Raw genomic sequence first — 22,476 nt, 5'->3', positions numbered from 1 at the left:
GGCGGAGGGCTGAGCTGGGGTGAGCGGGGGGGCTGGGGTGAGCGGGAGGCGGGGAACTGGCGACGGAAGGTCCGGGGGCCGCTTTCGCGGAACGCCTCCTCGGGGGATCGTTCAACGATCGGTCAGCTGTCGGAGCCCGTGGGTTTCCACCGGAAGATGCGGCGCTCGGCGAAGGTCAACAGCCCCTCCGCGACGAGGGCGACGACCGCGAGGATGACCATCGCGGCATACACACCCGCCGCGTTGAACGTGCCCTGCGACTGCGCGACGAGCAGCCCGATGCCCTTGGTCGCGCCGATGTACTCACCGACGATGGCGCCGATCAGGGCGAAGCCGAAGCTCACGTGGAGGCTGGTGAAGATCCACGAGGTGGCGGACGGAACGACCACCTGGAGCGTCACCCTTCGGTCGCTCGCGCCGAGGATGCGCGCGTTGGCGACGAGGTTGCGGTCCACCTCGCGGGCGCCCTGGAAGGCGTTGAAGAAGACCGGGAAGAACACCAGGACGACGGCCGAGGCGACCTTGGAGGCGGGGCCGAGGCCGAACCAGATCACGAAGATCGGCGCCAGCACGATCCTGGGGATGGAGTTGAGCACCTTGATGTATGGACCAAGGATGTCGGCGAGGAAGGTGATCCGACCCAGCGCGATACCGCACACGACACCGGCGACCACACCGATGACCCAGCCGAGCAGTGCCTCGTAGAGCGTGTACCAGATCTGTTCGCCCAGAGAACCGAGTGCGGTCCCGTGCGTCACCCAGGTGTGGATCTGGTCCCAGATCTTCGTGGGCATCGAGAAGTTGAAGGGATCGATCACCTCGGCCCGGGAGAGGGCTTCCCAGAGGGCGAGCACGGCCACCAGCAGCAGGACCCGGAACATCGTCACGACGGCCTTGCGTCGGCGAGCGGCACGCGCGCGTGCGTGCGCCCGGTCCGGGGTCCTGGCCGTTTCGACGACCGGTGTGCTGAGCACTTCAGGCGACACGGGCGGCACCTCTCTCGCGGGTGATGCGGACCTCTTCGCCGAGGGACTCCCAGATCTCGCGGTAGATCTCGATGAACCGCGGCTCCAGACGCACCTGTTCGACCTTGCGCGGCCTGGGCAGGTCGATGTCGAAGACCTGCTTCACGGTGGCGGGGCCGGCCGTCATCACGACGACCCGGTCGGCCAGCGCGATGGACTCCTCCAGGTCGTGGGTGACGAAGACGACGGACGTGCCCGTCCCCTCCCACAGTTCGAGGAGCTCGTCCGACATCAGGGCCCTGGTCTGCACGTCGAGCGCCGAGAACGGCTCGTCCATGAGGAGGATCTCGGGGTCGTTCACGAAGGTCGCGGCGAGGGCCACGCGTTTGCGCTGACCGCCGGAGAGCTGGTGCGGGTAGCGGTCCTCGAAGGCGGTGAGTCCGACCCGGGCCAGCCACTCGCGCGCCCTCCGTCTCGCCTCCGCCTTGGGCACACCGCGGAAGCGGGGCCCGGCCATGACGTTGGACAGGACCGTGCGCCAGGGGAAGGTGGCGTCCTGCTGGAAGACGAAGCCCACCTTGTCACCGACGCCCCGCACGGGCTGCCCGGCGACCGTCACCTCGCCCTGGGTGGGCTCTTCCAGACCGCTGACCAGAGTCAGCGTGGTCGACTTGCCGCAGCCGGTCGGCCCGACGACGGCCACGAACTCGCCGCGCCCGACCGTGAGGTCGAGGTCCCGCACGGCGGTGTGCGGGGCCCCCGACGGGGTCCGGAAGACCTTGCTCGCGCCCCGCAGCTCGATGGCGGGGCTCGTGTGTGCGCTCATGGCCGGGGACGGTAGAGGTGAGTGGGGAGGCCGCATCAGCCTTCTGGGCGCATGCGCTTCTTTTGCTTGCAGGAGCCTGTTGTGCTCTTTTTGCTCGCGCTAGAACAGCGAAGCCGAAACACGGGCGCACCGCCCGCCTGGCCTTCACGGAGAGAGGCCCGATGATTGACGTCCTGGTGGTGGACGACGACTTCCGTGTCGCCGAGATCAACGCCAAGTACGTGGGGAAGGTTCCCGGATTCCGGGTGGCCGCCCGCGCGCACAGCGCCGCCCAGGCGCTGGGAGCCATCGAGCGCGGGACCATCGACCTGGTGCTGCTCGACCACTACCTGCCCGACCAGACCGGTCTCCAGCTCATCCATCGCATGCGGGAACAGGGCCATGGCACCGACGTCATCATGATCACGGCGGCCGGTGACGTCACCACGGTGCAGACCGCGATGCGCCTGGGCGCCCTGCACTACCTGGTCAAACCGTTCACTTTCGCGGCCCTGCGCACCCGGCTCGACTCGTACGCCGCCCTGCGTCGCACCGTGGACCGGGTCGGTGGGCAGGGCATCGCCGGCCAGGAACAGGTCGACCGGATCTTCGGCGCCCTGCGCACCGGACCGGCGCCGTCCGCACCAGGCCTGCCGAGCGGCCACTCGGAGCCGACCACCGACCTGATCTGCGAGGTCATGCACCGCGCGAAACACCCGCTGTCGGCGCACGAGGTCGCCGCCCGGACCGGCCTGAGCCGGTCCACCGCCCAGCGCTACCTCCGCCACCTGGAACAGGCCGGACGCCTGCACCTCTCCCTCAAGTACGGCGACACGGGCCGTCCCGAACACCGCTACGCCTGGGTGGCGCCTTAGCGCGGCAGCCCTGCATCCAGCCCTGCATCCAGCCCCTCGATCATGCGGACGGTGGTGGGTGAACGGCCGTCACGCGGCTCCCGCCCCGGTCAGCGACCGCACCTCGGTCTCCGCGTGCTTGGCCTCGTCCGCGACCTCGGCCGAGGTGACCGTGCCGAGCCAGCCCGCCACGAAGCCCAGCGGGATCGAGACCAGGCCGGGGTTCTCCAGCGGGAAGTACTGGAAGTCCACGGCGGGGAAGAGCGAATCGGGACTGCCGGACACCACCGGCGACAGCACGACGAGCGCCAGGGCCGGGAGCAGCCCGCCGTACACCGCCCACACGGCGCCCCGTGTGGTGAAGCCCCGCCAGAACAGCGAGTACATCAGCACCGGCAGGTTCGCGGACGCCGCGACGGCGAAGGCGAGCCCGACCAGGAAGGCGACGTTGAGATCGCGGGCCAGCAGCCCTAGGGCGATAGCGACCACCCCGACGCCCGCCGCGGAGACCCTCGCCACCGCGACCTCGCTGCGGGGCTTGGCCTGACGGCGGCGCAGGGAGGCGTACAGGTCGTGCGCCACCGACGCCGAGGAGGCGAGCGTGATCCCGGCGACGACCGCCAGGATCGTGGCGAAGGCGATGGCCCCCACGACCGCGAACAGCACCGCTCCGCCGGTGGAGTCGGTGCCGCCGCCCAGGTCGAGTGCCAGCAGCGGGACCGCCGTGTTCCCTGCCGCGTTCGACCCGCGCACCGCCTCCGGACCGACGATCGCGGCAGCGCCGAAGCCGAGGACGATCGTCATCAGGTAGAAGCCGCCGATCAGCCCGATCGACCAGACGACGGAGCGACGGGCGGCCTGCGCGGTCGGCACGGTGTAGAAGCGGGACAGGATGTGCGGCAGGCCCGCGGTGCCGAGCACGAGCGCGAGCCCCAGGCTCATGAAGTCGAAGCGCGCGGTCCAGTCCCCGCCGTACTTCAGTCCGGGTGCCAGGAACGCGCCACCGTGCCCGCTTCGCTCGGCCGCCGTGCGCAGCAACTGGTCGAAGTCACCATGGAAGCGCACCAGGACGAGCACGGTCAGCGCGATGGTGCCGGCCAGCAGCAGGACCGCCTTGACGATCTGGATCCATGTCGTCGCCCGCATCCCTCCCATCGACACGTAGATCACCATGAGTGCTCCGACCCCGATGACGGCCCAGGACCGGGCGGCTTCGCCGGTGTTCCCCAGGAGCAGCGACACCAGGCTGCCGGCGCCCACCATCTGGGCCACCAGATAGAGAACGGACACGGTGACCGAGGAGGTTCCCGCCGCGATCCGCACCGGCCGCTCGCTCATCCGCGCGGCGACCACGTCGGCGAGCGTGAACCGTCCGCAGTTGCGCACCAGTTCGGCGACGAGGAACAGCACCACCAGCCAGGCCACGAGGAAGCCGACCACATAGAGCAGCCCGTCGTAGCCGAACAGCGCGATGAGCCCGGTGACGCCCAGGAAGGAAGCTGCCGACATATAGTCGCCCGCGATGGCAAAACCATTCTCCATCGGGGAGAACAGGCGCCCCCCGACGTAGAACTCCTCCTCCGAACCATGGCGGTTGCGGCTCACCCAGGTCGTGATCCCCAATGTGACCGCGACGAAGGCGCTGAACAGCAACAACGCCAGCGCCTGATGGTTGCCGGTCACGACGCACCGCCCTTTGCTTCCCTGGTCAACTCCTGTGTGTCCCACCGCAGTTCGAGCGCGGCACGGTCCCGGCGCAGCCGCGCGTGCCGGGCGTAGGCCCAGGTCAGCAGGAACGTGCTGAGGAACTGCCCCAGCCCGGCGAGCAGCGCCACGTTCACCGCGCCCGCCACCGGCCGCGCCATCAGCCCGGGCGCGGTCGTCGCGGTCACCACGTACGCCACGTACCAGACGAAGAACCCGGCGGCGGCCGGCATCACGAACCGCCGGTACCGGCCGCGTACCTCCTGAAAGGCCGCGCTGCGCTGCACTTCGAGGTAGATCTGAGCCGCCGCGTCGCTTCCGGTCGCGGTCTCCCGCCTGCGCGCCGCGGGAACCTCGGACGCGGGGGTGTTCATGATGGCCGACTCGCCCCAGCCCGAGGCGAGCGCGTCGTACCACGGGTCCTCGTAGCGCACGTCGCCCGGCACCTCGGCGTACGCCTGGCCGTGTCCTTGATGATGTTCGTGCGCGTGGGGTGTGGGGGCACCGCTGTCGGAGCCGTCCCCGTCGACGCGGACACGACCGTTGCTTGACTGCATGCCCAAGGATGGACAGAACGGGAAGATCCCCGACTATTGTTCCCCGAACACTTCACCCCATCAGGTGACCAACGCGCCGTTCACCCCGCAGGCGGCCGGACCAGCCCCTTCCCGTACGCGTAACGCACCGCCTGAGCCCGGTCCTTGAGTCCCGTCTTCGAGAACATGTTGTTGATGTGCGTCTTCACGGTCGCCGTGGACACGCTCAGCCTGCGGGCGATCTCCTGGTTGCTCAGCCCCTCGGCGATCAGCACCAGCACCTCCGCCTCCCTTGAGGTGAGCCCGTCGGGGACGACAGCGGGCGCGGGCGGCTCCGGTTCGGGTGCCGACAGGCGCTCCAGCAGCCTCCGCTGGACACTCGGGGAGAGCCCGGCGTCCCCGGACAGCACACTGTGCACGGCCCGCACGATCTCGTCCCCGCCCGCGTCCTTCGTCAGATACCCCCGTGCGCCCGCCTTCAGCGCCGGGAACAGGGACTCGTCGTCCGCGTAGGTCGTGAGGACCACGACCTGCGTCCCGGGATACCCGGACCGGATGCGCCGGGTCGCCTCCACTCCGTCACAGCGGGGCATGCGCAGGTCCATCAGCACCACGTCGGGGGCCAGTTCGGCGACGAGCCGCACGGCCTCCTCCCCGTCCCCGGCGGCGCCCACGACCTCGACTCCCGGCAGCAGCCCGAGCAGCATCACGATGCCCTCCCGGACGACCGTCTGATCGTCCGCCACCACGACCCTGGCCGGCTTGCCGGCCGCCTCCTCCGTCATACCGGCACCTTCAGCGTCACCACGAACCCTTCCTCGTCCGGCCCGGCATCGAGCGACCCGCCCAGCAGTTCGGCGCGCTCCCGCATACCCAGCAGACCGTACCCGCCGCCGGCCTCGGCGAGTTCGCCCGGAGCGCCACCCGAGTCCCGCACGTCCAGCGTGACTTCGCGCCGGCCGTACTCGAGCCGGACGCGGACCTTGGCGCCCGGTGCGTGTTTGCGAGCGTTGGTCAGGGCTTCCTGGGCGACCCGGCGCACGGCCTGCGAGGCCTCGACCGGCAGCGGTCTGCGCTCGCCTCCCACGGTCACCTCGGCGCCGTCGGACGCACGGACGAGGTCGGTCAGGAAGTCCTCCAGCGGCGTCAGTTCACCGCGCAGCGCGGAGAGCGACTGTCTGGTCTCCTCCAGACCGTCACGGGCCATTCCCCGTGCCGCCACCACACGGTCGAGAATCTGCTCGCGGTCCGCGCCCCGCTCGATCAGCAGCCGGGCCGCCTCGAGGTGCACGAGCTGCGCCGAGAGGCTGTGGGCCAGGACGTCATGGATCTCCCGGGCGATACGGGCCCGCTCCGCGAGGGCGGCGGACTCGGCCTCGGCCACCCGCGCGGCGCGCTCCTGGGTGAGCAGCCGCTGTGCCGTGGCTCGGGCCTCGGCGTCCAGACGGAGTGCGTATCCCGCGAGGGCCATGCCCGCGATGGCGGTGGCCGAGGTGAGTCCCGGGTCGTCGTTGACCACGGCGAAGGCGGCGAACCCGGCCGAAGCCATCGGCAGCGCCGCAGCCAGCGGCAGTCTTTCGAGGGCCACGATGGCGCACCCGCACCACAGGACCGCCGCCGGGGAGCGGAAGTCCGCCGCCTCGGCCCCCGCCGCCAGTCCCAGCAACGTGAGGAACAGCGCCAGGGACAGCCACAGCCGGTGCTCGAGCGTGGTCCGGAACAGGGTCCACGCCAGGCCGCCTACCACGAGCACGCCGCCCGCCCCGGCGACCGCGACCCATCCCTGGATGCGGCTGTCGTGGAAGGCGCTCCACCCGAGCGCACCCACGACCAGCAGCCTGACGGCCCAGGCCAGCAACCGCCGAGGACGCGAGATCCCCTTGGGGCCCAGGGCCTCCCGTGAGGGCCAGCGTGTCCAGACGTTCTCCGTCACACGCGCTCCTTCCACGGGGACCGGGGCACGTGGTCACCGTACGCCGTGGCCTGGGCGGGAGTCCGGTCCAGGGACTGCGTGCGCCACCTCAGGATCCCGGAACGGACCAGCAAGGTGGCCGCGAGCCCCAGCATCAGGGCCGCGCTGTCCTGCTGGAGGCCCAGCAGTGCGCCGAGTCCGAAGAGGCCTGCCCGCAGACCGATGCCGGCTACCCATACGGCCACGCTCGCTGTGGTGCTCTTGCTCCACACCGCGCCGTCCGGCTCCACCCAGACGCGGGTGGTCCAGGCCCAGGCGGCTCCCATGGCCAGAGCCACGATCAGTTCGGCGCCGAGCACCAGGGCCGATTCGGTGGCATGACGACCGTCGAGCAGATCAGGTTCGCGCAGCGCCATGACGGCCAGGATTCCCGGGAGGAGCCACCAGCGCCGGTCCGTGTCGACGCGGCTCGCCCGGAACTGCCGGACGATCACGAGTGCGGCCACGGCCACGATCACCAGTGCGTTGACGAGCCCGGACATCACAGCCTCCGTGAGCGGGAAAGGGAGGCCGGCAACGAGCGCTGCCGACGCCTTCGACGCTACGGAAACGGGCCGCTCCGCAGATCGGAGCAGGGGTGGATCATGGGTGGATCTCCGGCCGGGGGTTCTCCACCCTCGGGTGGAGAACCCCCGGCCGGACCGAACGCGACGGACCGGACGCACCTGCCCGGCACACGCCGGACCGGACGCGGCAGTTACGCGTCGATACGGGACCGGTCCAGCGTGGCCGCCGAGCTGGAGATGAACTCCTTGCGGGGGGCCACGTCGTTGCCCATGAGCAGATCGAACACCTGCTCGGCCGCCTCCAGGTCGGAGAGGTTGATCCGACGCAGCGTGCGGTGGCGCGGATCCATCGTCGTCTCGGCCAGCTGGTCGGCGTCCATCTCGCCGAGACCCTTGTAACGCTGGATGGAGTCCTTGTACCGGACGCCCTTGCTCTGGAACTCCATCAGCTTGTCGCGCAGCTCACGGTCCGAGTACGTGTACACGTACTTGTCCTGGCCCTTCTTGGGCTGGACGAGCTCGATGCGGTGCAGCGGCGGGACCGCGGCGAACACCCGCCCGGCCTCGACCATGGGCCGCATGTAGCGGTGGAACAGCGTCAGCAGCAGCGTCCGGATGTGGGAGCCGTCCACATCGGCGTCGGTCATCATGATGATCTTGCCGTAGCGGGCGGCGTCGATGTCGAACGTACGTCCGGAACCCGCTCCTATGACCTGGATGATCGCGCCGCACTCGGCGTTCTTCAGCATGTCGGTGACGGACGACTTCTGGACGTTGAGGATCTTGCCCCGGATCGGCAGGAGAGCCTGGAACTCGGAGTTCCGGGCGAGCTTGGCCGTACCGAGCGCGGAGTCCCCCTCGACGATGAACAGCTCGCTGCGCTCGACGTCGTCACTGCGGCAGTCGGCGAGCTTGGCGGGCAGGGACGAGGACTCCAGCGCCGTCTTCCGGCGCTGTGCGTCCTTGTGCTGCCGGGCCGCGATACGCGTCCGTGCGGCAGCGACCGCCTTCTCCATGACGACCCGCGCCTGGGCCGCGGCATCACGCTTCGCGGAGGTCAGGAACGCCTTGAGCTCCCTGGAGATCACCGTGTTCACGATGCGCCGGGCCGCCGACGTACCGAGGACCTCCTTGGTCTGACCCTCGAACTGAGGTTCGGCGAGACGCACCGTGACGACGGCCGTCAGGCCCTCCAGGGCGTCGTCCTTCACGATGTCGTCCTCGGCGACACGCAGCAGCTTCTTGGTGCGCAGCACCTCGTTCATCGTCTTGGCGATCGCCTGCTCGAAGCCGGCGACGTGAGTGCCGCCCTTGGGCGTCGCGATGATGTTGACGAACGACTTGAGGTTCGTGTCGTAGCCGGTGCCCCAGCGCAGCGCCACGTCGACGCCGAGCTCACGGGTGACCTCCGTCGGAGTCATCTGCCCGTGGTCGTCCAGGACCGGGACGGTCTCCTTGAAGGTGCCCTGACCGGTGAAGCGGAGGATGTCGCAGACGGGCTTGTCGGTGGCCAGGTACTCGCAGAACTCGCTGATGCCGCCATCGAAGCGGAAGGACTCCTCGCCCTTGCTGCCGCCCTCGCCCAGGCCGTACTCGTCGCGGACGACGATGGTCAGGCCGGGCACCAGGAACGCCGTCTGACGGGCCCGCTGGTGCAGGTTCTCGAGGGACAGCTTGGCGTCCTTGAGGAAGATCTGCCGGTCGGCCCAGTACCGCACCCGGGTACCGGTCCGGTTCTTGGCGACCCTCTTGATCTTGCGCAGGCCGCCCGTCTCGAACTTGGCGTCGGGGCCGTCCGCGGCGAAGGCGCCCGGAACTCCGCGCCGGAAGCTGATCGCGTGCGTGTGGCCGGATCGGTCCACCTCGACGTCGAGGCGGGCGGACAAGGCGTTGACCACGGAGGCGCCGACACCGTGCAGACCGCCGGAGGCGGCGTAGGAGCCACCGCCGAACTTGCCGCCGGCGTGCAGCTTGGTCATGACGACCTCGACGCCGGACAGACCCGTCTTCGGCTCGACGTCGACCGGGATGCCCCGGCCGTTGTCGCGGACCTCGACCGAGGCGTCGTCGTGGAGGATCACCTCGATGTGGTCGCAGTAGCCGCCGAGGGCCTCGTCGACGGAGTTGTCGATGATCTCCCACAGGCAGTGCATCAGACCACGGCTGTCGGTCGAGCCGATGTACATACCCGGGCGCTTCCGCACGGCCTCGAGCCCCTCGAGGACGAGCAGGTGCCGCGCGGTGTAGTTGGAACCGTCCCGGTCAGCTCCTGCCAGCAGCGCTGTGGACGGCACGGACGTTTCGGCGGTCACGCGGTTCGCTCCTCGCTGAATTTCACTTGGGGCCCTTCTGGGTAAGGGCGCGGCTTGGGTAGCCGCCAAGAGGGTACCGAGGCCTGGTAGAGCCGTTGTAACGCCACCCTCGTCTCAACTCAGACTAGTCCAGCGTCGCATAGGTGTTCGATCCCTCGATTGAGTGAAGTACATATCACGTTCCCTTCGGGGCATGAACCATTTAGGCTCCGGGCACGTCCTCATGAACAAACCGGCAACCCAGCCGGGAGGATCGAACCATGACCGACAGCGCGAAACCGTAAGCACCACAGACCACGCAATACGGCACATTCGCCGCCAAACCGGCAGCAGACGGCCACCTCGGAAAGATTTTTTCGAGGACAAGCCACGAGCGGGAACGTTTTGGGGCTGGTTGGATGTTGACCCTGGTACGACAGCTCGTCGAGCTAGAGAAGAGGCGACGTGACTACTGTTCTGACCCCCGCGAGCCCGCTGACGGCCGCTGACCGCTGCGACCGCTGCGGCGCCCAGGCGTACGTACGCGTCGTGCTGCTCAGCGGCGGAGAACTGCTCTTCTGCGCCCACCACGGTCGCAAGTTCGAGCCGGAACTCAAGAAGATCGCCGCTGAGATACAGGACGAGACAGAGCGGCTGACGACCGTTCCGGCCTCCACCCCGGAAGAAGAGCGCTGATCTGCGCGTCCACGACGAGCCAGAACCGGCAAGGCCGGTATACGGGCGGCCGCCCCTGCTCCCAGGGGCGGCCGCCCGCTCTCGTCACCCGAAGGACCGGCCGTTGAGGCCGCAGGACTCGCTCAGACGCCCTCGGCGGGCTTCGTGGAGTCCCCGTGCACCCGCGCCCAGCCGAGCGTCCTCAGGGCGTCGGACACGCGCGTGTAGACACCCGGGCTTCCCGGCCGACCACAGCCGCTGCCCCAGGACACGAGCCCGATGAGTCGACCCCGTGCGACCAGCGGCCCGCCGCTGTCCCCCTGGCAGGCGTCCCGGCCGCCCAGCACCTCGCCCGCGCACACCATGGTGCGCGCGTCGTAGGTGCCGTCGGACGTACCCGGGTAGGCCCGCTCGCAGGACGCGTCGGACATCACATGGACCCGGGCCGCCCGCAGACTGTGGGCGTACGCGCCGAACCCGGTGCTGTCGCCCCACCCGTAGACGAGGGCCTCCGTGCCGGCCTGGTAGGCCGGATCACCCTCGGCGGCCATCGCGATGACCGCCGCAGCCGGAAGCGGCTGGGCAAGGGTGAGCACGGCGAAGTCCCCGGCGTTGCTGCCACCGTCGTAGCCCGGATTCACCCAGACACTGCGCACGGCGACCTCCTGCCCGGTGTCCTTGTACAGGTCCGTACGGCCCGCGACGACCTTCAGGTCGGCCAGCTCCCCCGGCGGCCCTCCCAGGACGTCCTCACCCATGCAGTGGGCCGCGGTGAGCACTGTGGTCGGGCCGACCGCCACACCTCCGCAGAACTGCCCGGAGCGCGTACCTCCGAACCGGTCACGACTGGACAGCGCGACCGTCCACGGGCTCTGGGAGACATCGACCGGGAAGCCGCCCACGACCACGCCGTCGGAGGCCGCCGGGGCGGCGAAGCCCCAGGGTATGGCCACCGCCGCGGCCGCCAGGATCAACGGCCGGGCCAGGGCCCGGACAAGGGGACGACGCATGCGCGCTCCTCACTCAGAAGTGATCGATGAACACCCAGAGTGATCCAACGCGCGGCACCGCGCACCCTCGCGCCCAAGCCGAAGGCCCGGCTCCCTGACGGGAGACCGGGCCTTGGGCTTCGTACGACCGCGACCTAGTCGAGGTAGTCGCGCAGCACCTGCGAACGGGACGGGTGGCGCAGCTTGGACATGGTCTTGGACTCGATCTGGCGGATGCGCTCGCGCGTCACGCCGTACACCTTGCCGATCTCGTCGAGGGTCTTCGGCTGACCGTCGGTGAGACCGAACCGCATGGAGACGACGCCCGCCTCGCGCTCGGACAGGGTGTCGAGGACGGAGTGCAGCTGCTCCTGGAGCAGCGTGAAGCTGACCGCGTCGGCCGGGACCACGGCCTCGGAGTCCTCGATGAGGTCACCGAACTCGCTGTCACCGTCCTCGCCCAGCGGGGTGTGCAGCGAGATGGGCTCACGGCCGTACTTCTGGACCTCGATGACCTTCTCGGGGGTCATGTCGAGTTCCTTGGCCAGCTCCTCCGGGGTGGGCTCGCGGCCCAGGTCCTGGAGCATCTGGCGCTGCACGCGCGCGAGCTTGTTGATGACCTCGACCATGTGCACCGGGATACGGATGGTGCGGGCCTGGTCGGCCATGGCGCGGGTGATCGCCTGACGGATCCACCAGGTGGCGTACGTGGAGAACTTGTAGCCCTTGGTGTAGTCGAACTTCTCGACCGCGCGGATCAGACCGAGGTTGCCCTCCTGGATGAGGTCCAGGAAGAGCATGCCGCGGCCGGTGTAACGCTTGGCCAGGGAGACCACCAGACGGAGGTTGGCCTCCAGGAGGTGGTTCTTGGCGCGCCGGCCGTCCTCGGCGATGATCTCCAGCTCGCGCTTGAGCTTCGGGGCGAGCTTGTCGGCGTTGGCCAGCTTGTCCTCGGCGAACAGACCGGCCTCGATGCGCTTGGCGAGCTCGACCTCCTGCTCGGCGTTGAGCAGCGGGACCTTGCCGATCTGCTTGAGGTAGTCCTTGACCGGGTCGGCGGTGGCACCGGCCACGGCGACCTGCTGGGCGGGCGCGTCGTCCTCGTCGTCGTCGGAGAGGACGAAACCCTTGTTCTCGGTCCCCTCCTCTTCCTCTTCGCCGGGCTTGACGTCCTCGAGGACCTCGTCCTCGGCGACCTCGGCGTCGTCCTTGCCCGCGGTCTTCTTGGCCGCCGTCTTCTTGGCGACGGTCTTCTTCGCGACCGCCTTCTTGGCGGTCGTCTTCTTGGCAGCCGCCTTCTTGGCGGGGGCGGCTTCGTCTGCGGGGTCGTCCACAGCGGGGACGGCCGGGGTGGCCGGGGCGGCCGTAGCGGTGGCCTTCCTGGTGGTCACCGCCTTCGCCGCGACCGTCTTGGTGGCGGTGCGCTTGGCCGGACTCTTCGCTGCGACGCTCTTTCGGGTGCGCTTGGGCTCCGCGGCACTGACCATCAGCGTCACACCCTCTTCCTCGAGGATCTGGTTGAGGCTGCGCAGTACGTTCTTCCACTGAGTGGCCGGAATCTGGTCAGCTTCGAAGGCCCGACGCACATCGTCGCCGGCGATCTGCCCCTCAGCCTTTCCCCGCTCAATGAGCGCCATGACAGAGACGGACTCGGCGATCTCCGGCGGGAGCGTACGGGATGTGCTGGCCGACACGAACAACCTCTCGGAACGTTGGAAAACGGCTTCCGGCCCCGTCCGTGACGGACAGGAGCCGACCACCGGCCTGGGGGTGGGCCGACGGCGCGGGCGGGGGCCGGGAGGATTCACAGCGCCTTGAACGGCATCCGTATTCCCTCCGCGGCGGTCACCTCTTAGGTCATCGCGTTGTTTCCACAAGCGTTACGCCCAATCTTCGTGGCCCGAGTCACACCCCGTAAGCTTTCAAAAACGGTCAGACGCGGACAGATGAGGTCACCCGTGGAGCCTGCCGGTGCCGCCGGGACCGGTTTTCGCCCCATCGACCGTCGGACCCCGCAGGCCCCGTGACGGGTTCTGCGGGGTCCGAGGGGAGTGCGGATGGAACGGCGGAGGACGACGCGGAAGGGGGAGGGGATCCCCCGACCAGTCTCTCGCGCGGTGCCGTCAGTGTTCGCGCGGTGCCGGCACGACGCGCTCCACCTCGGGGTGGACGGTGAGCAGCTGTCGCATGGCCGTCTCGGCGGCGGTGCCGTCGCCCGCCGCGAGAGCGTCGACGATCCGGCCGTGGTGACCCAGCGACGCGTCGTTCGGCCGGTCACAGCCCGTGACCGGGCCGCCGGAGACCTGGAGGGCGGACGACACGATCCCGGAAAGGTGCTCCAGCATGCGGTTGCCCGCGATCTGGATGAGCAGCGAGTGGAACTCGGCGTCCGCCCGGGAGTAGGTGAGCGCGTCACCCTGCCCCATGGCGTGCGCCATGATCTCGACCATGTCGGACAGCCGCTGCTGGATGTCGGCACGGCCGTGCCCCGCGGCAAGGCGAGCGGCGAGCGGCTCGATCGTCCAGCGCAGTTCGTTCAGCTCACGGCGCTGATCATCGCGCTGAGGGCCGAACGCCCGCCATTCGATGATGTCCGGGTCGAGAAGGTTCCAGTCACTCACGGGACGCACGCGCGTGCCGACGTTCGGCCGGGCGCTGACCAGGCCCTTGGCCTCGAGGACGCGCAGCGACTCGCGGACGACGGTGCGGGACACCTCGAATCGCTGACCGATCTCCTCGGGCACCAGCGGTCGGTCGGCACCCAGGTCGCCCGAGACGATCATCTGACCGAGCTGCTGAACGAGTTGGCCGTGCAGTCCGCGTCCGCGGCTGCCCGCGGCGCGGCGGCCCACGCGGCCCAGCTCCGGTTCCGCGGACTCCCAGACGGGGGCGCCGACGCGTTCGGCCGCAGGGGCCTCCGCGAAGGGATAGCGGTCGAGTTCGCCCGGGCCGGCCAGACCGGAGTCGGTGGAGCGGGCGGCGGTCATCATGGTGTGCGCAAGGGTACTCACGGATCCTTTGTCGGCGCTGCTCCCAACTCCCTTGAGGTCTTTGGTGAAAAGCACACGAAAGGGTGATCGCTCACCCCGTCGCAATTGACGCCTTATCGGAAAGAAATGGGCTTTCTCCGGGGAGTTGCGCACACCCCGGGACCGGATCGGCCCGGACGGTGATCATCGGGCTCTGCTGCGCAGGGTCGTGAGCAGGTACGCGCACAGCAGTGCCGTCAGCGACAACGCCATTGCCCCGCCGACCGGTTGGGCGATCACCCGTGCCGCGGCGGCGAGATAGCGCTCCCCGCCGAAGGGCCACTGCACCAGCAGCAGCTCGCGCAACCGCAGCGAGAATCCGGCCGCCGTCCGCACAGACACGCTCTCCACGGTCTTCTGTACGAGGGGCAGGACGACGACGGGCATGGCGACCACCGCCGCCAGCCCGGCCGTGGTCGAGCGGAATACGCCCGCGGCCAGCACACCGGTCCAGGCGCAGCCGACCACGAGGCCGATCCAACTCGCGCTCAGCGAAAGCCAGTCCGCGGGAACCTGTGCGACCTCCCGTCCGTAGACGAGATAGAGCGCTTCGGCGTCGCAGCCCACCGTGAGGAAGGCCAGCATCAGCGCGGTGAGCGCGGCGACGAGGAGCTTCGCGGTGAGGACACCCAGCCTCCGGGGCACGGTGCCGCGGTCCGCGGCCAGGGCGGGGTAGCGGAATTCGTCTCCGAAGGCCAGCGCGCCGAGCAGTCCCGCGCCGAGCGCGGCGGGCGGCAGCGGCAGCTCCGTGGGCCACGCGGCCAGCAGCCGTGCCTGCGCGGTGTGCCCCGCGCGGGCCAGGAGCACGGCGGTGAGGGCGGAGACGACGAGGACGACGGCACCGGTCGTGAAACCGGTACCGATCCCGGTGGCGCGGCGGAGTTCGTAGCGGAGCGGACGCAGGGGGCCGGGGGCCGAGCGGACGGAGATGGGAGGTGGCAGTTCGGGAAGGGCGTCGAACGCGGGGGACGCGAAGGGGCGGGCGGGGCGCCGGGCCGATGACCCGGCGGACGCGGCCAGGGAACGGGAGCCGGCGGGGTGCGCGTCTGAGGTGCCGCCGTCGGCGAGGTCGGCCTCTCCGGGCTGCCGGAGTTCGTCGACGATCGCGTCCGCGGAGGCGGCCGCCCCACTGACAGCACCTCTTTCGGGGGCCGTGGGGTGCCCTTCGTGGGCGATGGGATGCCCTTCGTGGGCGGTGGGGTGCCATTCAGAGGCGGTCGGGGACGCCGTCGCGTCCGGGGTGTCCGCATCCCGTCCGGCACCGTCCCGTGCCGAGACACCGGACGGGGAGTCGCCCGATGGAGCCGGGACGGCGTCGCCAGGGGTGGCGTCGACCGGAGGGTACGGCGCCGGGGACGGCGGCGGTTCCTCGCCGGAGACGCCCGGCGCGGAGACGCCCGGCGCGTCCGTGGCACCGGTGTGCCGGGATGTGTCGGCCGCCCATGCGTCGTCCGGCGGCTGCGTCCTGTCCCTGCCTTCCACGCGTTCCGTGCCCGGCTCGGAGGCGGCGACCGCGACGACGGCGACCGGCTCCCCGCCCGCAGGGCCTTCGCCCTCCTGTCGCGACGGATCCGGCCCCGCCTCGGGGCGTGCCGGTCGCTGCGCCCCGGGTTCCGGTCCCGGCCCCATGTCGCCCGTCTCGTCGGCGAGTTGGTGGACGAGAATGCCGTGTCGGAACGCCGTCTCACCGACATGGGCGCAGCTGCTGCCGTACACCGAGAGCCGGTTGCCGTCCTCCTGCACGACCTCGACGGAGCGCTGCGCGGCTCGCGCCTCCCTGGTGAGCAGGGCGGCCAGGCGGACGGCGTGCGGGCTGCGGACGGCCACCCGGGGACGCAGCCGGGTGCGGGCGAAGTCGGCGGCCTCCTGGTCGGCGACGAGGGTGCCCCCGTCCAGGGTGATCACCCGGTCCGCGGTACGGGCGGCCTCCTTGGGATCGCTCGTGGTCGTCAGGACGGTGCCGCCCTGGTCCGCGTGGGCGCGCAGCATGCCGTACAGCCAGCGGCTCTCGCGCCCGGAGAGCCCGGCGGCCGGATCGTCGAGGACGAGGGTGTGCGGATCCGCCAGAAGAGCGCAGGCCAGGCCCAGTCGCCGGTCCATGCCGCGGGACAGGGTGCCGAGGCGTTCGTCGCGCAGACTCACCAGGCCGACCACTTCGAGCACTTCGTCGGCCCGCCGCACCGGAACACCGGCGGCCGCGCACAACATGCGCAGGTGACCCCGGACCGTGCGGGCGGGGTGCCCGGGTACGTCGCCGAGGAGGACGCCGACCTCACGCGCGGGGTGGGCGATGCGGCGCAGCGGACGGCCTCGGAAGTAGGTGAGTCCGCGGCCCTGTTGGAGTTCGAGCATGAGTCTCAGCGCCGTGGTCTTGCCCGCGCCCGGCGCTCCGAGCAGCACGGTGACGCGGCCCGCGCGCGCCTCGAAGGAGAGGTCGTCGACGGCGGGCGGAAGCGCCTTGCGGGAGTTACTGGTCAGTCCGAAGGCCTGGATCACCCGTAGCAAGATAGCGCGCTATATCCCTTTTCTCCGTTCACCGCACGGTGACAGTGTGCGGCGGTCACCCCGCCGCGACCGACCCGCACAGGCCTCTTCCCGCCGGTCGGTGGGCGCGGTCGACCGGCGTCACACCTCGGGCCGCAGCATCGGCGGGTTGAGCAGGGTGGCGCCACCCGCCCGGAACAGCTGCGCAGGGCGGCCGCCCTGCCGCGTGGTGGTGCCACCGGTCGGCACGAGGAACCCGGGCGTGCCCGTCACCTTGCGATGGAAGTTCCTCGGGTCGAGCGCAACCCCCCACACCGCTTCGTAGACCCTGCGGAGCTCGCCGACCGTGAACTCGGTGGGGCAGAACGCGGTCGCCAGGGACGAGTACTCGATCTTGGAACGAGCGCGCTCCACACCGTCCGCCAGGATCTGCGCGTGGTCGAAGGCGAGCGGTGCGACCGGTTCCCCGTCGCGGCCGTAACCGCCGTGCTGGAGCAGTTCCTCGACCGGCGCCCACCGCGCGTTGCTGGCGTCCCCACCCGCGCGCGGCGCGGGAAGATCCGGGGCGAGCGCCAGGTGCGCGACGCTGACGACGCGCATCCTGGGGTCGCGCTTGGGGTCGCCGTACGTGGCGAGCTGTTCCAGATGGGCACCGTTGTCGTGGGCCGGGGTCGCGGGATCGTGGGCATGGAGGCCGGTCTCCTCGGCCAGTTCGCGCGCCGCGGCCTGGGTGAGGTCCTCGTCGGCCCGTACGAAGCCACCCGGGAGCGCCCATCGCCCTTGGAACGGCGCCTCACCCCTGCGCACCGCCAGCGCGCACAGGGCATGGCGGCGCACGGTCAGCACGACCAGGTCCACGGTCACGGCGAAGGGCGGAAAGGCTGACGGGTCGTAGGGCATGCGGCGATCATAGTCGTCTTCCTGACGATAAACACTCCCTTCGTCGGCCGCTTCCCTGGCTGATCCACTGCGGTGCCGCACGGCCACCGTCGCCCCACAGAGCCGCCCTCCGAAGCCGCGTCGTACGAGGTCACACTCCCAATTGCAGTCCGTCGGCGGCTTCCTCCACCATGGCGAGACCGAGCCGACTGACCCGTACGGAGAAGGGGGCGCCGGCGACCCGCAGCCCCGTCAGCCCGATCTCCCCCAGAGGCGCGCCGCGCAGGGGCCGCAGGGTGACGGTTCCGGCGGGAGCGTCGGGCCGGACACCGGCCAGGGTGGTCAGCAACAGGACCCCGGCCGCCGCCGCGGTGGCCGCGGGGCGACACGCGGCGGGATGGGGAAGCGGGGCTCTCCCGTCACCGCGTTGCTCCCCCGCGTACATCTCCGGGAGGCGGTGCCCGAAGGCCTCGGCCGCCGACAGGATGCCGCGCAGCAGCGCGGTGCCCTCCTTCTCGAAGCCCGCGGTGGCCAGGCCCGCGACGGCGATCGCCGTTTCGTGGACCCGGACGGCTCCGCTGCGGTGCCCGAAGGGGTTGTAGCCGACCTCCTTCGCGCCGAGGCCGCGGAGCCCCCAGCCGGAGTCCATGGCGGGGCTGCCGAGCAGCCGGGCCAGTTGCTCGGTCTGCACCCGGTCCAACAGTCCGGGAGCGTGGGCGCCGCCGCCCAGCAGCCCGGTGTCGAGCAGATGGACGGCCGTCACGCAGAGCTGGGGCAGCGGCCGTCCGTCCGGGGTACGGGCGGCCGCGGGTCTGCCGCCTCCGAGGTCGTCGATCCAGAAGTCACGCCGAAAGGTGGCGCGCAGCTTCCGGGCCCAGTCCTTCAGCCCCTCCCCGCCCGGCCGGCCGCAGGCGTCGAGCAGGTCGGCGCCGAGCAGTGCGGCCCGGTGGGCATGGGCCTGGGTCTCGCAGCGGACGGGGCCACTGGGCTGGGGGTCGCTCAGGTACGGCCCCTCGCCGACCGTCGTACGCAGCCAGGTCAGGCAGCGCTCGGCCGCCGGCAGCAGTTCCTCCGTCTCCTGGTCGGGCAGGCCCCATCGGCGGGCTTCCGCCAGGAGCACCGGAAAGAGCAGGGTGGCCTCGGTCCCCGTACAGCCCGGCGGGAGGTACGCGCCCGCGTCCCGGCGCGGGCCGGGGATCATGCCGCGCCGTGGCCCCGGAGCCGTGATCTGTGTCCGGGCCAGGGTGCGCAGCGTGCCCACGGCGAGACGGGTCCCCAACGGCAGTGTCATGCGCGCGGCGGCGAGCGCGTCCGCCGGTGCCAGTCCGCAGCGCCACGGCGCCCCTGCCGCGAGGTGGGTGTCCGAAGGATGCGCGGGGTCTCGCACCAGCAGGGCCTGAAGGTCCGCGACGCTCGTCGCCAGGAGCGCCTGGACCCGCGGATCGTCTCCCGTCGCCTGTGCCGGAGCCAACGGGCTCGTGGCCGCCCGGCCCACGGCCCGGACCGGTCCCGCACCGTCCAGGCGGACTCTCAACACCACCCGGACGGTGCCGCCGGGCGGCATCTCGATGTCCCAGCGCAGCAGCCCCGCGGAGGCGATGGCGTCGGCCGGGGGCGGATCGGCCGTGACGCTCGAGGCCCCGGCGGCACAGGACCACCGCAGACCGGAATCGTGGACGCTGGCGGCCAGTTCGGGACCGACGGCGCCGGACGCGATCGCCCCCAGGTCTGCCAGATCGGCACCGAGCGCCACCTCGACCGGGAGGCGCAGCGGCCGGGCGGCGGCGCTGTGCAGCGTGATCACCTCCGTGCCGTCCGCGGAGCGGATCCGCTCGACGACGATGTCCGGGTCCGGACCGCCGTGCGGTGTGACACGGAGCGTGCCGACGAAACGAGCCCGGTCGGCCGAGGTCATGCGGGCCTGGACGGCCAGCGGTTCGCGACCCGCCACCCGCACCTGGCAGCGGGACAGGATGCGTCGGCCCGCCCGGTAGAACCCCTCCAGCCCCTGTCCCGTCAGCTGCCCCTGTTCCGTCGAGATGGCGAGGCCCGGCAGCGCGACGCAGATCATCGCCGTGTGGGCGGGGGGCAGACCGGCGGAGAGCGGACGGGCCGGTGTCCCGGACGGAGGACCGGCACCTCTGTACGGGGGCTGCGGCGGGCGACGCGCCGTACCGGCCGACGGGAAGGTGGACCTGTCACGGGTGCCGGGGTCGGCGGTCCGGCGCGGGCCTCCCTCAGCACCGATGGGTGGGGAGGACGGCGAGGTACCTGGCCCTCGCCGGTCATCGCCGGGCCCGGGGACCTGCGTCGAGGTGTCGTGGCTGAGGCGTTCGTCGGCGGCGGAGGGCGGAGTCGGCTGATGCATGCGGTGACTTCTTCTGCTCTCTTTGCGCCTCGGGCATGGCCGAGGCCGGGTGGACGGCTCCGGCAGAGCGGGTGCGCTGCGGCGGCACGGTCCGTGCAGGCGTTCCGCCACTCAGGTGAACGGGGTGGGGCTCCCCCAGGTCACGCCCCGGGGTCACGGGCCCCACCGAATGGCCGCCGGATCCGGACAGGGCGGGCCGGTTTCGGGACGCGAAGGTCTTCAGGTCCGGCTTCGCGGCCACGACCGTTCATCGTGGGGGGGATCCGGACGGGCCGCCTGGAGTTGTCCTGGGTGTCCTTCACTCACCACGGCGGCTGCGTGAATGTCATTCCTTCCCGGTGCCGTTGTCGCTGTCGCTGTCGCTGTTACACCGCAGGCCTTCGGGGCAGTCCTCACGCCGCCGCGGGGAGGGCTTCCTTACCGGGCGGGTTCGGGATTCCCCTCGGCCCGGTGCGGCGGGGCGCGTGCCGTGGGACCTCGGCGGCTGAGCGCGGAGCGCGTTCGTTTCCCGTGCCCGGTGCTGCGGTTCCTGGCCCTCCTCCGCTCCGGCGGCAGCCTGTGCGTGGCCCGCGCCGACGCCGACGCCGGTGGAACGGACACGCCGACGCCTGCGAGCGGTCGTGGGGGCGGGCGCCGCCGCAGGTTCCGTTGCGCAGGGGGCTGAAGTGTGCGGCAGCGCGTCGGAGGCGCGGTCCTTCACTTCGCCGGCTCGCTCGCCCTGCCTGGCTTCTTCGGAGCCGTTGACGTCGTCTTCGGAGCCGTTGACGTCGTCAGGCGCGCTCAAGCCCGTTCCCGTGCCGGAGCCCGTTCCCGTGCCGGAGCCCCTTGCCGTGCTGGAGCCCGTCTCCGCGCCTGAGCGGTTTCCCTGGTCGGGGAGGCTTCCCTCGCCATGGCGAATCGCCGCTTCCGGACGCCGGAAGCCGGTGGACGCGTCTCCCCTCCCGGTTCCGCACGAGCCTGCGGGGGCCCCAGTCCCGTCGAGGTCGTGCCGCCCGTCGAAGATCCCGATCGGGTCGTTCGGCCCTTCGAAAATGCCGGTCGGGTCTTGCGGCCCGTCGAAGATCCCGTCGATGTCCTGCGGCCCCTCGAACGGCTCCTCGGAGGCTTGGTGGGCGCCAGCCGCAGCCGTCCTGTCAGGCTCAGCCTCCTTGCCGGGCGCCTCCACCACGGTGGGCAGCCCGTGTCCCTCGCGCTCGGCGCGCAGACAGCGTCGCACCGACTCGGGGTCCAGGCCCTCGTTGCATGCCTGGTGCAGGAGACGGGCGAACAGATACTCCGGGTCCGCGCCCAGGGCCATGGCAAGGGCCTCCCGCGCCTCGAGTTCATCCCCGCTGGACCAGGCGACCCAGCCGGCGAGGGTCAGGGGTGCCGCCGCGTGTTCGCCGTAGGGTCCGACGCACCGCCGTGCCAGTGCCCGCCAGAGACGCAGGGCGGGAGCGGCCTCGTCGCCCTCCATCCACCCGGCCGCCCGGTCACGCGTCACCCGGTCCTGAAGGCCGAGAATCAATGCCGCGGCCTCGTCGAAGCCGAGCAGTTCGTCGTCCTGGTGGTCCGCGAGGAGCGCACCAGGTACGACGGGAGCCTCCGCGAGGCGGCGCACGACCCGTCCGGCCAGTTCCAATGTCTCCTCGGCGACCTTCGCGCGACTCGCCTCGTCGAGGATCCTCGGGACGAGCGCCATGCCCGCGGTGTCCAGGGCGACCTCCTGTTCCAGGGCCGCACCGGTCTCCAGGGGCAGCAGCCGGGCACGCAACTCGCGCAGGGTGCCCCGGACCTGGATCCCCGCGTAGGTCGCGGCCGCGGCCAGGACGGAGGTACCGGGCAGTCCCATCGGCACCCCTTCGACCGGGCAACAGCCCTTGCCCCCGCAGCAGTACGACCAGAAGCGGCCGCCGGCGATGCAGAGCGCCTCGATCACGGGGACGTCGAGGCGGCCGCATTCGAGACGGAGTCGGTGGGCCAGCGGCTGGAGTCGCTCCATGACCTGACGGCCCGTCTCCCCCTTGCCCGGTTCCTGGCAGAGGTAGGCGACCATGCTGGCGGGCGGGGTGCCCCGGCGTTCGCTGCCCTTGACCAGCCCCTGTGCCAGCTGCTGGGCGACGGCTCCCCAGTCGTCCGGGTTGGCGGGGATGCCGAGCCTGGCCCGGCCGCCGAAGCGGCCCCGGCCGCCGCGGTCGTGCAGGGCGACCAGGACGATGCTGTCCTCCGGCCGGTATCCGAGCAGGTAGGGCAGGGCGTCCGCCAGCTCCGCCGGAGTCCGCAGGGTGACCTGGTGGTCGGCGGTGCCTGCGCCGTACCCGACATCTCCGTCGTACATCGTGTGGCTGACACAGGCCGGGTGCTCACGTCCGCCCTGTCCGGCCGTGTCGCCGTTTTCGGGCGATCCGGTGGTTTCGCTGTGATTCGTCATGCGCCGACG

The 22,476-nt window shown here is 71.1% G+C and carries 17 protein-coding genes; 2 read left to right on the top strand and 15 right to left on the bottom strand.

Going from position 1 to position 22,476, the window contains the following annotated elements:
• Positions 1 to 122: 122 nt before the first annotated feature.
• Complete coding sequence (locus AOQ37_RS36015; protein WP_062651046.1) at positions 123 to 986, bottom strand: ABC transporter permease; 864 nt, start codon at positions 984 to 986, stop codon at positions 123 to 125.
• Positions 976 to 1,791: an ABC transporter ATP-binding protein gene (locus AOQ37_RS36010; protein ID WP_062651044.1), complete on the bottom strand. Its 816-nt coding sequence runs from the start codon at positions 1,789 to 1,791 to the stop codon at positions 976 to 978. Before AOQ37_RS36010 ends, AOQ37_RS36015 begins: the two co-directional genes overlap by 11 nt.
• Positions 1,792 to 1,952: 161 nt before the next feature.
• On the opposite strand from AOQ37_RS36010, the gene AOQ37_RS36005 reads away from it, so the two are divergent.
• The gene (locus tag AOQ37_RS36005; protein ID WP_062651042.1) at positions 1,953 to 2,645 is read left to right on the top strand and encodes a response regulator; all 693 of its coding nucleotides are present in this window, start codon (positions 1,953 to 1,955) and stop codon (positions 2,643 to 2,645) included.
• Between the two features lie 69 nt (positions 2,646 to 2,714).
• Here the strand turns inward: AOQ37_RS36005 and AOQ37_RS36000 are convergent, their stop codons facing one another.
• The 6 genes from AOQ37_RS36000 to AOQ37_RS35975 all read right to left on the bottom strand — a co-directional run bounded on the left by AOQ37_RS36000 (position 2,715) and on the right by AOQ37_RS35975 (position 9,654).
• Positions 2,715 to 4,307, bottom strand: a complete 1,593-nt coding sequence (locus AOQ37_RS36000; RefSeq protein ID WP_062651040.1) for a monocarboxylic acid transporter — start codon at positions 4,305 to 4,307, stop codon at positions 2,715 to 2,717.
• A complete protein-coding gene (locus tag AOQ37_RS35995; protein ID WP_062651038.1) occupies positions 4,304 to 4,885 on the bottom strand; it encodes a DUF485 domain-containing protein in 582 nt (193 codons plus the stop codon). Before AOQ37_RS35995 ends, AOQ37_RS36000 begins: the two co-directional genes overlap by 4 nt.
• Positions 4,886 to 4,965: 80 nt before the next feature.
• Positions 4,966 to 5,649 carry a response regulator transcription factor gene (locus tag AOQ37_RS35990; RefSeq protein WP_062651036.1) on the bottom strand — a complete coding sequence of 228 codons (684 nt, stop codon included), beginning with the start codon at positions 5,647 to 5,649 and terminating at the stop codon, positions 4,966 to 4,968.
• Positions 5,646 to 6,797 (bottom strand): sensor histidine kinase, encoded by a 1,152-nt coding sequence (locus AOQ37_RS35985; RefSeq protein WP_062651033.1) that lies wholly within the window; start codon positions 6,795 to 6,797, stop codon positions 5,646 to 5,648. The genes AOQ37_RS35990 and AOQ37_RS35985 overlap by 4 nt, the downstream gene beginning before the upstream one ends.
• Positions 6,794 to 7,318, bottom strand: a complete 525-nt coding sequence (locus AOQ37_RS35980; protein WP_062651031.1) for a DUF1453 family protein — start codon at positions 7,316 to 7,318, stop codon at positions 6,794 to 6,796. The genes AOQ37_RS35985 and AOQ37_RS35980 overlap by 4 nt, the downstream gene beginning before the upstream one ends.
• Before the next feature lie 215 nt (positions 7,319 to 7,533).
• On the bottom strand, positions 7,534 to 9,654 hold the full coding sequence (locus AOQ37_RS35975) for a DNA gyrase/topoisomerase IV subunit B (protein WP_062651029.1): 2,121 nt from the start codon (positions 9,652 to 9,654) through the stop codon (positions 7,534 to 7,536).
• A 444-nt stretch (positions 9,655 to 10,098) separates the two neighbouring features.
• Between AOQ37_RS35975 and AOQ37_RS35970 the strand changes: the two genes are divergently transcribed.
• Positions 10,099 to 10,329: a DUF7455 domain-containing protein gene (locus tag AOQ37_RS35970; RefSeq protein WP_020125094.1), complete on the top strand. Its 231-nt coding sequence runs from the start codon at positions 10,099 to 10,101 to the stop codon at positions 10,327 to 10,329.
• A gap of 122 nt (positions 10,330 to 10,451) precedes the next feature.
• On the opposite strand, the gene AOQ37_RS35965 is transcribed toward AOQ37_RS35970, so the two are convergent.
• The 7 genes from AOQ37_RS35965 to AOQ37_RS41610 all read right to left on the bottom strand — a co-directional run bounded on the left by AOQ37_RS35965 (position 10,452) and on the right by AOQ37_RS41610 (position 22,467).
• Positions 10,452 to 11,318 carry a serine protease gene (locus tag AOQ37_RS35965; RefSeq protein ID WP_062651027.1) on the bottom strand — a complete coding sequence of 289 codons (867 nt, stop codon included), beginning with the start codon at positions 11,316 to 11,318 and terminating at the stop codon, positions 10,452 to 10,454.
• A 134-nt stretch (positions 11,319 to 11,452) separates the two neighbouring features.
• Positions 11,453 to 12,991 carry an RNA polymerase sigma factor gene (locus tag AOQ37_RS35960; protein ID WP_062651095.1) on the bottom strand — a complete coding sequence of 513 codons (1,539 nt, stop codon included), beginning with the start codon at positions 12,989 to 12,991 and terminating at the stop codon, positions 11,453 to 11,455.
• A gap of 429 nt (positions 12,992 to 13,420) precedes the next feature.
• The gene (locus tag AOQ37_RS35955) at positions 13,421 to 14,308 is read right to left on the bottom strand and encodes a FadR/GntR family transcriptional regulator (protein ID WP_078890547.1); all 888 of its coding nucleotides are present in this window, start codon (positions 14,306 to 14,308) and stop codon (positions 13,421 to 13,423) included.
• Between the two features lie 162 nt (positions 14,309 to 14,470).
• Positions 14,471 to 16,822 (bottom strand): ATP-binding cassette domain-containing protein, encoded by a 2,352-nt coding sequence (locus AOQ37_RS35950; RefSeq protein ID WP_062651022.1) that lies wholly within the window; start codon positions 16,820 to 16,822, stop codon positions 14,471 to 14,473.
• 129 nt (positions 16,823 to 16,951) lie between these two features.
• The gene (locus tag AOQ37_RS35945; protein ID WP_062651020.1) at positions 16,952 to 17,710 is read right to left on the bottom strand and encodes an NUDIX hydrolase; all 759 of its coding nucleotides are present in this window, start codon (positions 17,708 to 17,710) and stop codon (positions 16,952 to 16,954) included.
• 130 nt (positions 17,711 to 17,840) lie between these two features.
• A complete protein-coding gene (locus AOQ37_RS35940; RefSeq protein WP_078890545.1) occupies positions 17,841 to 19,760 on the bottom strand; it encodes a glycogen debranching N-terminal domain-containing protein in 1,920 nt (639 codons plus the stop codon).
• A 622-nt stretch (positions 19,761 to 20,382) separates the two neighbouring features.
• The gene (locus tag AOQ37_RS41610) at positions 20,383 to 22,467 is read right to left on the bottom strand and encodes a DUF4192 domain-containing protein (protein WP_234437127.1); all 2,085 of its coding nucleotides are present in this window, start codon (positions 22,465 to 22,467) and stop codon (positions 20,383 to 20,385) included.
• Positions 22,468 to 22,476: the final 9 nt, after the last annotated feature.

The organism is Streptomyces maremycinicus (assembly GCF_001184025.1).
Taxonomy (GTDB): Bacteria; Actinomycetota; Actinomycetes; order Streptomycetales; family Streptomycetaceae; genus Streptomyces; species Streptomyces maremycinicus.
Note: the sequence above shows the minus strand (reverse complement) of the source record. Positions and strands in the feature narration are given on the sequence as shown.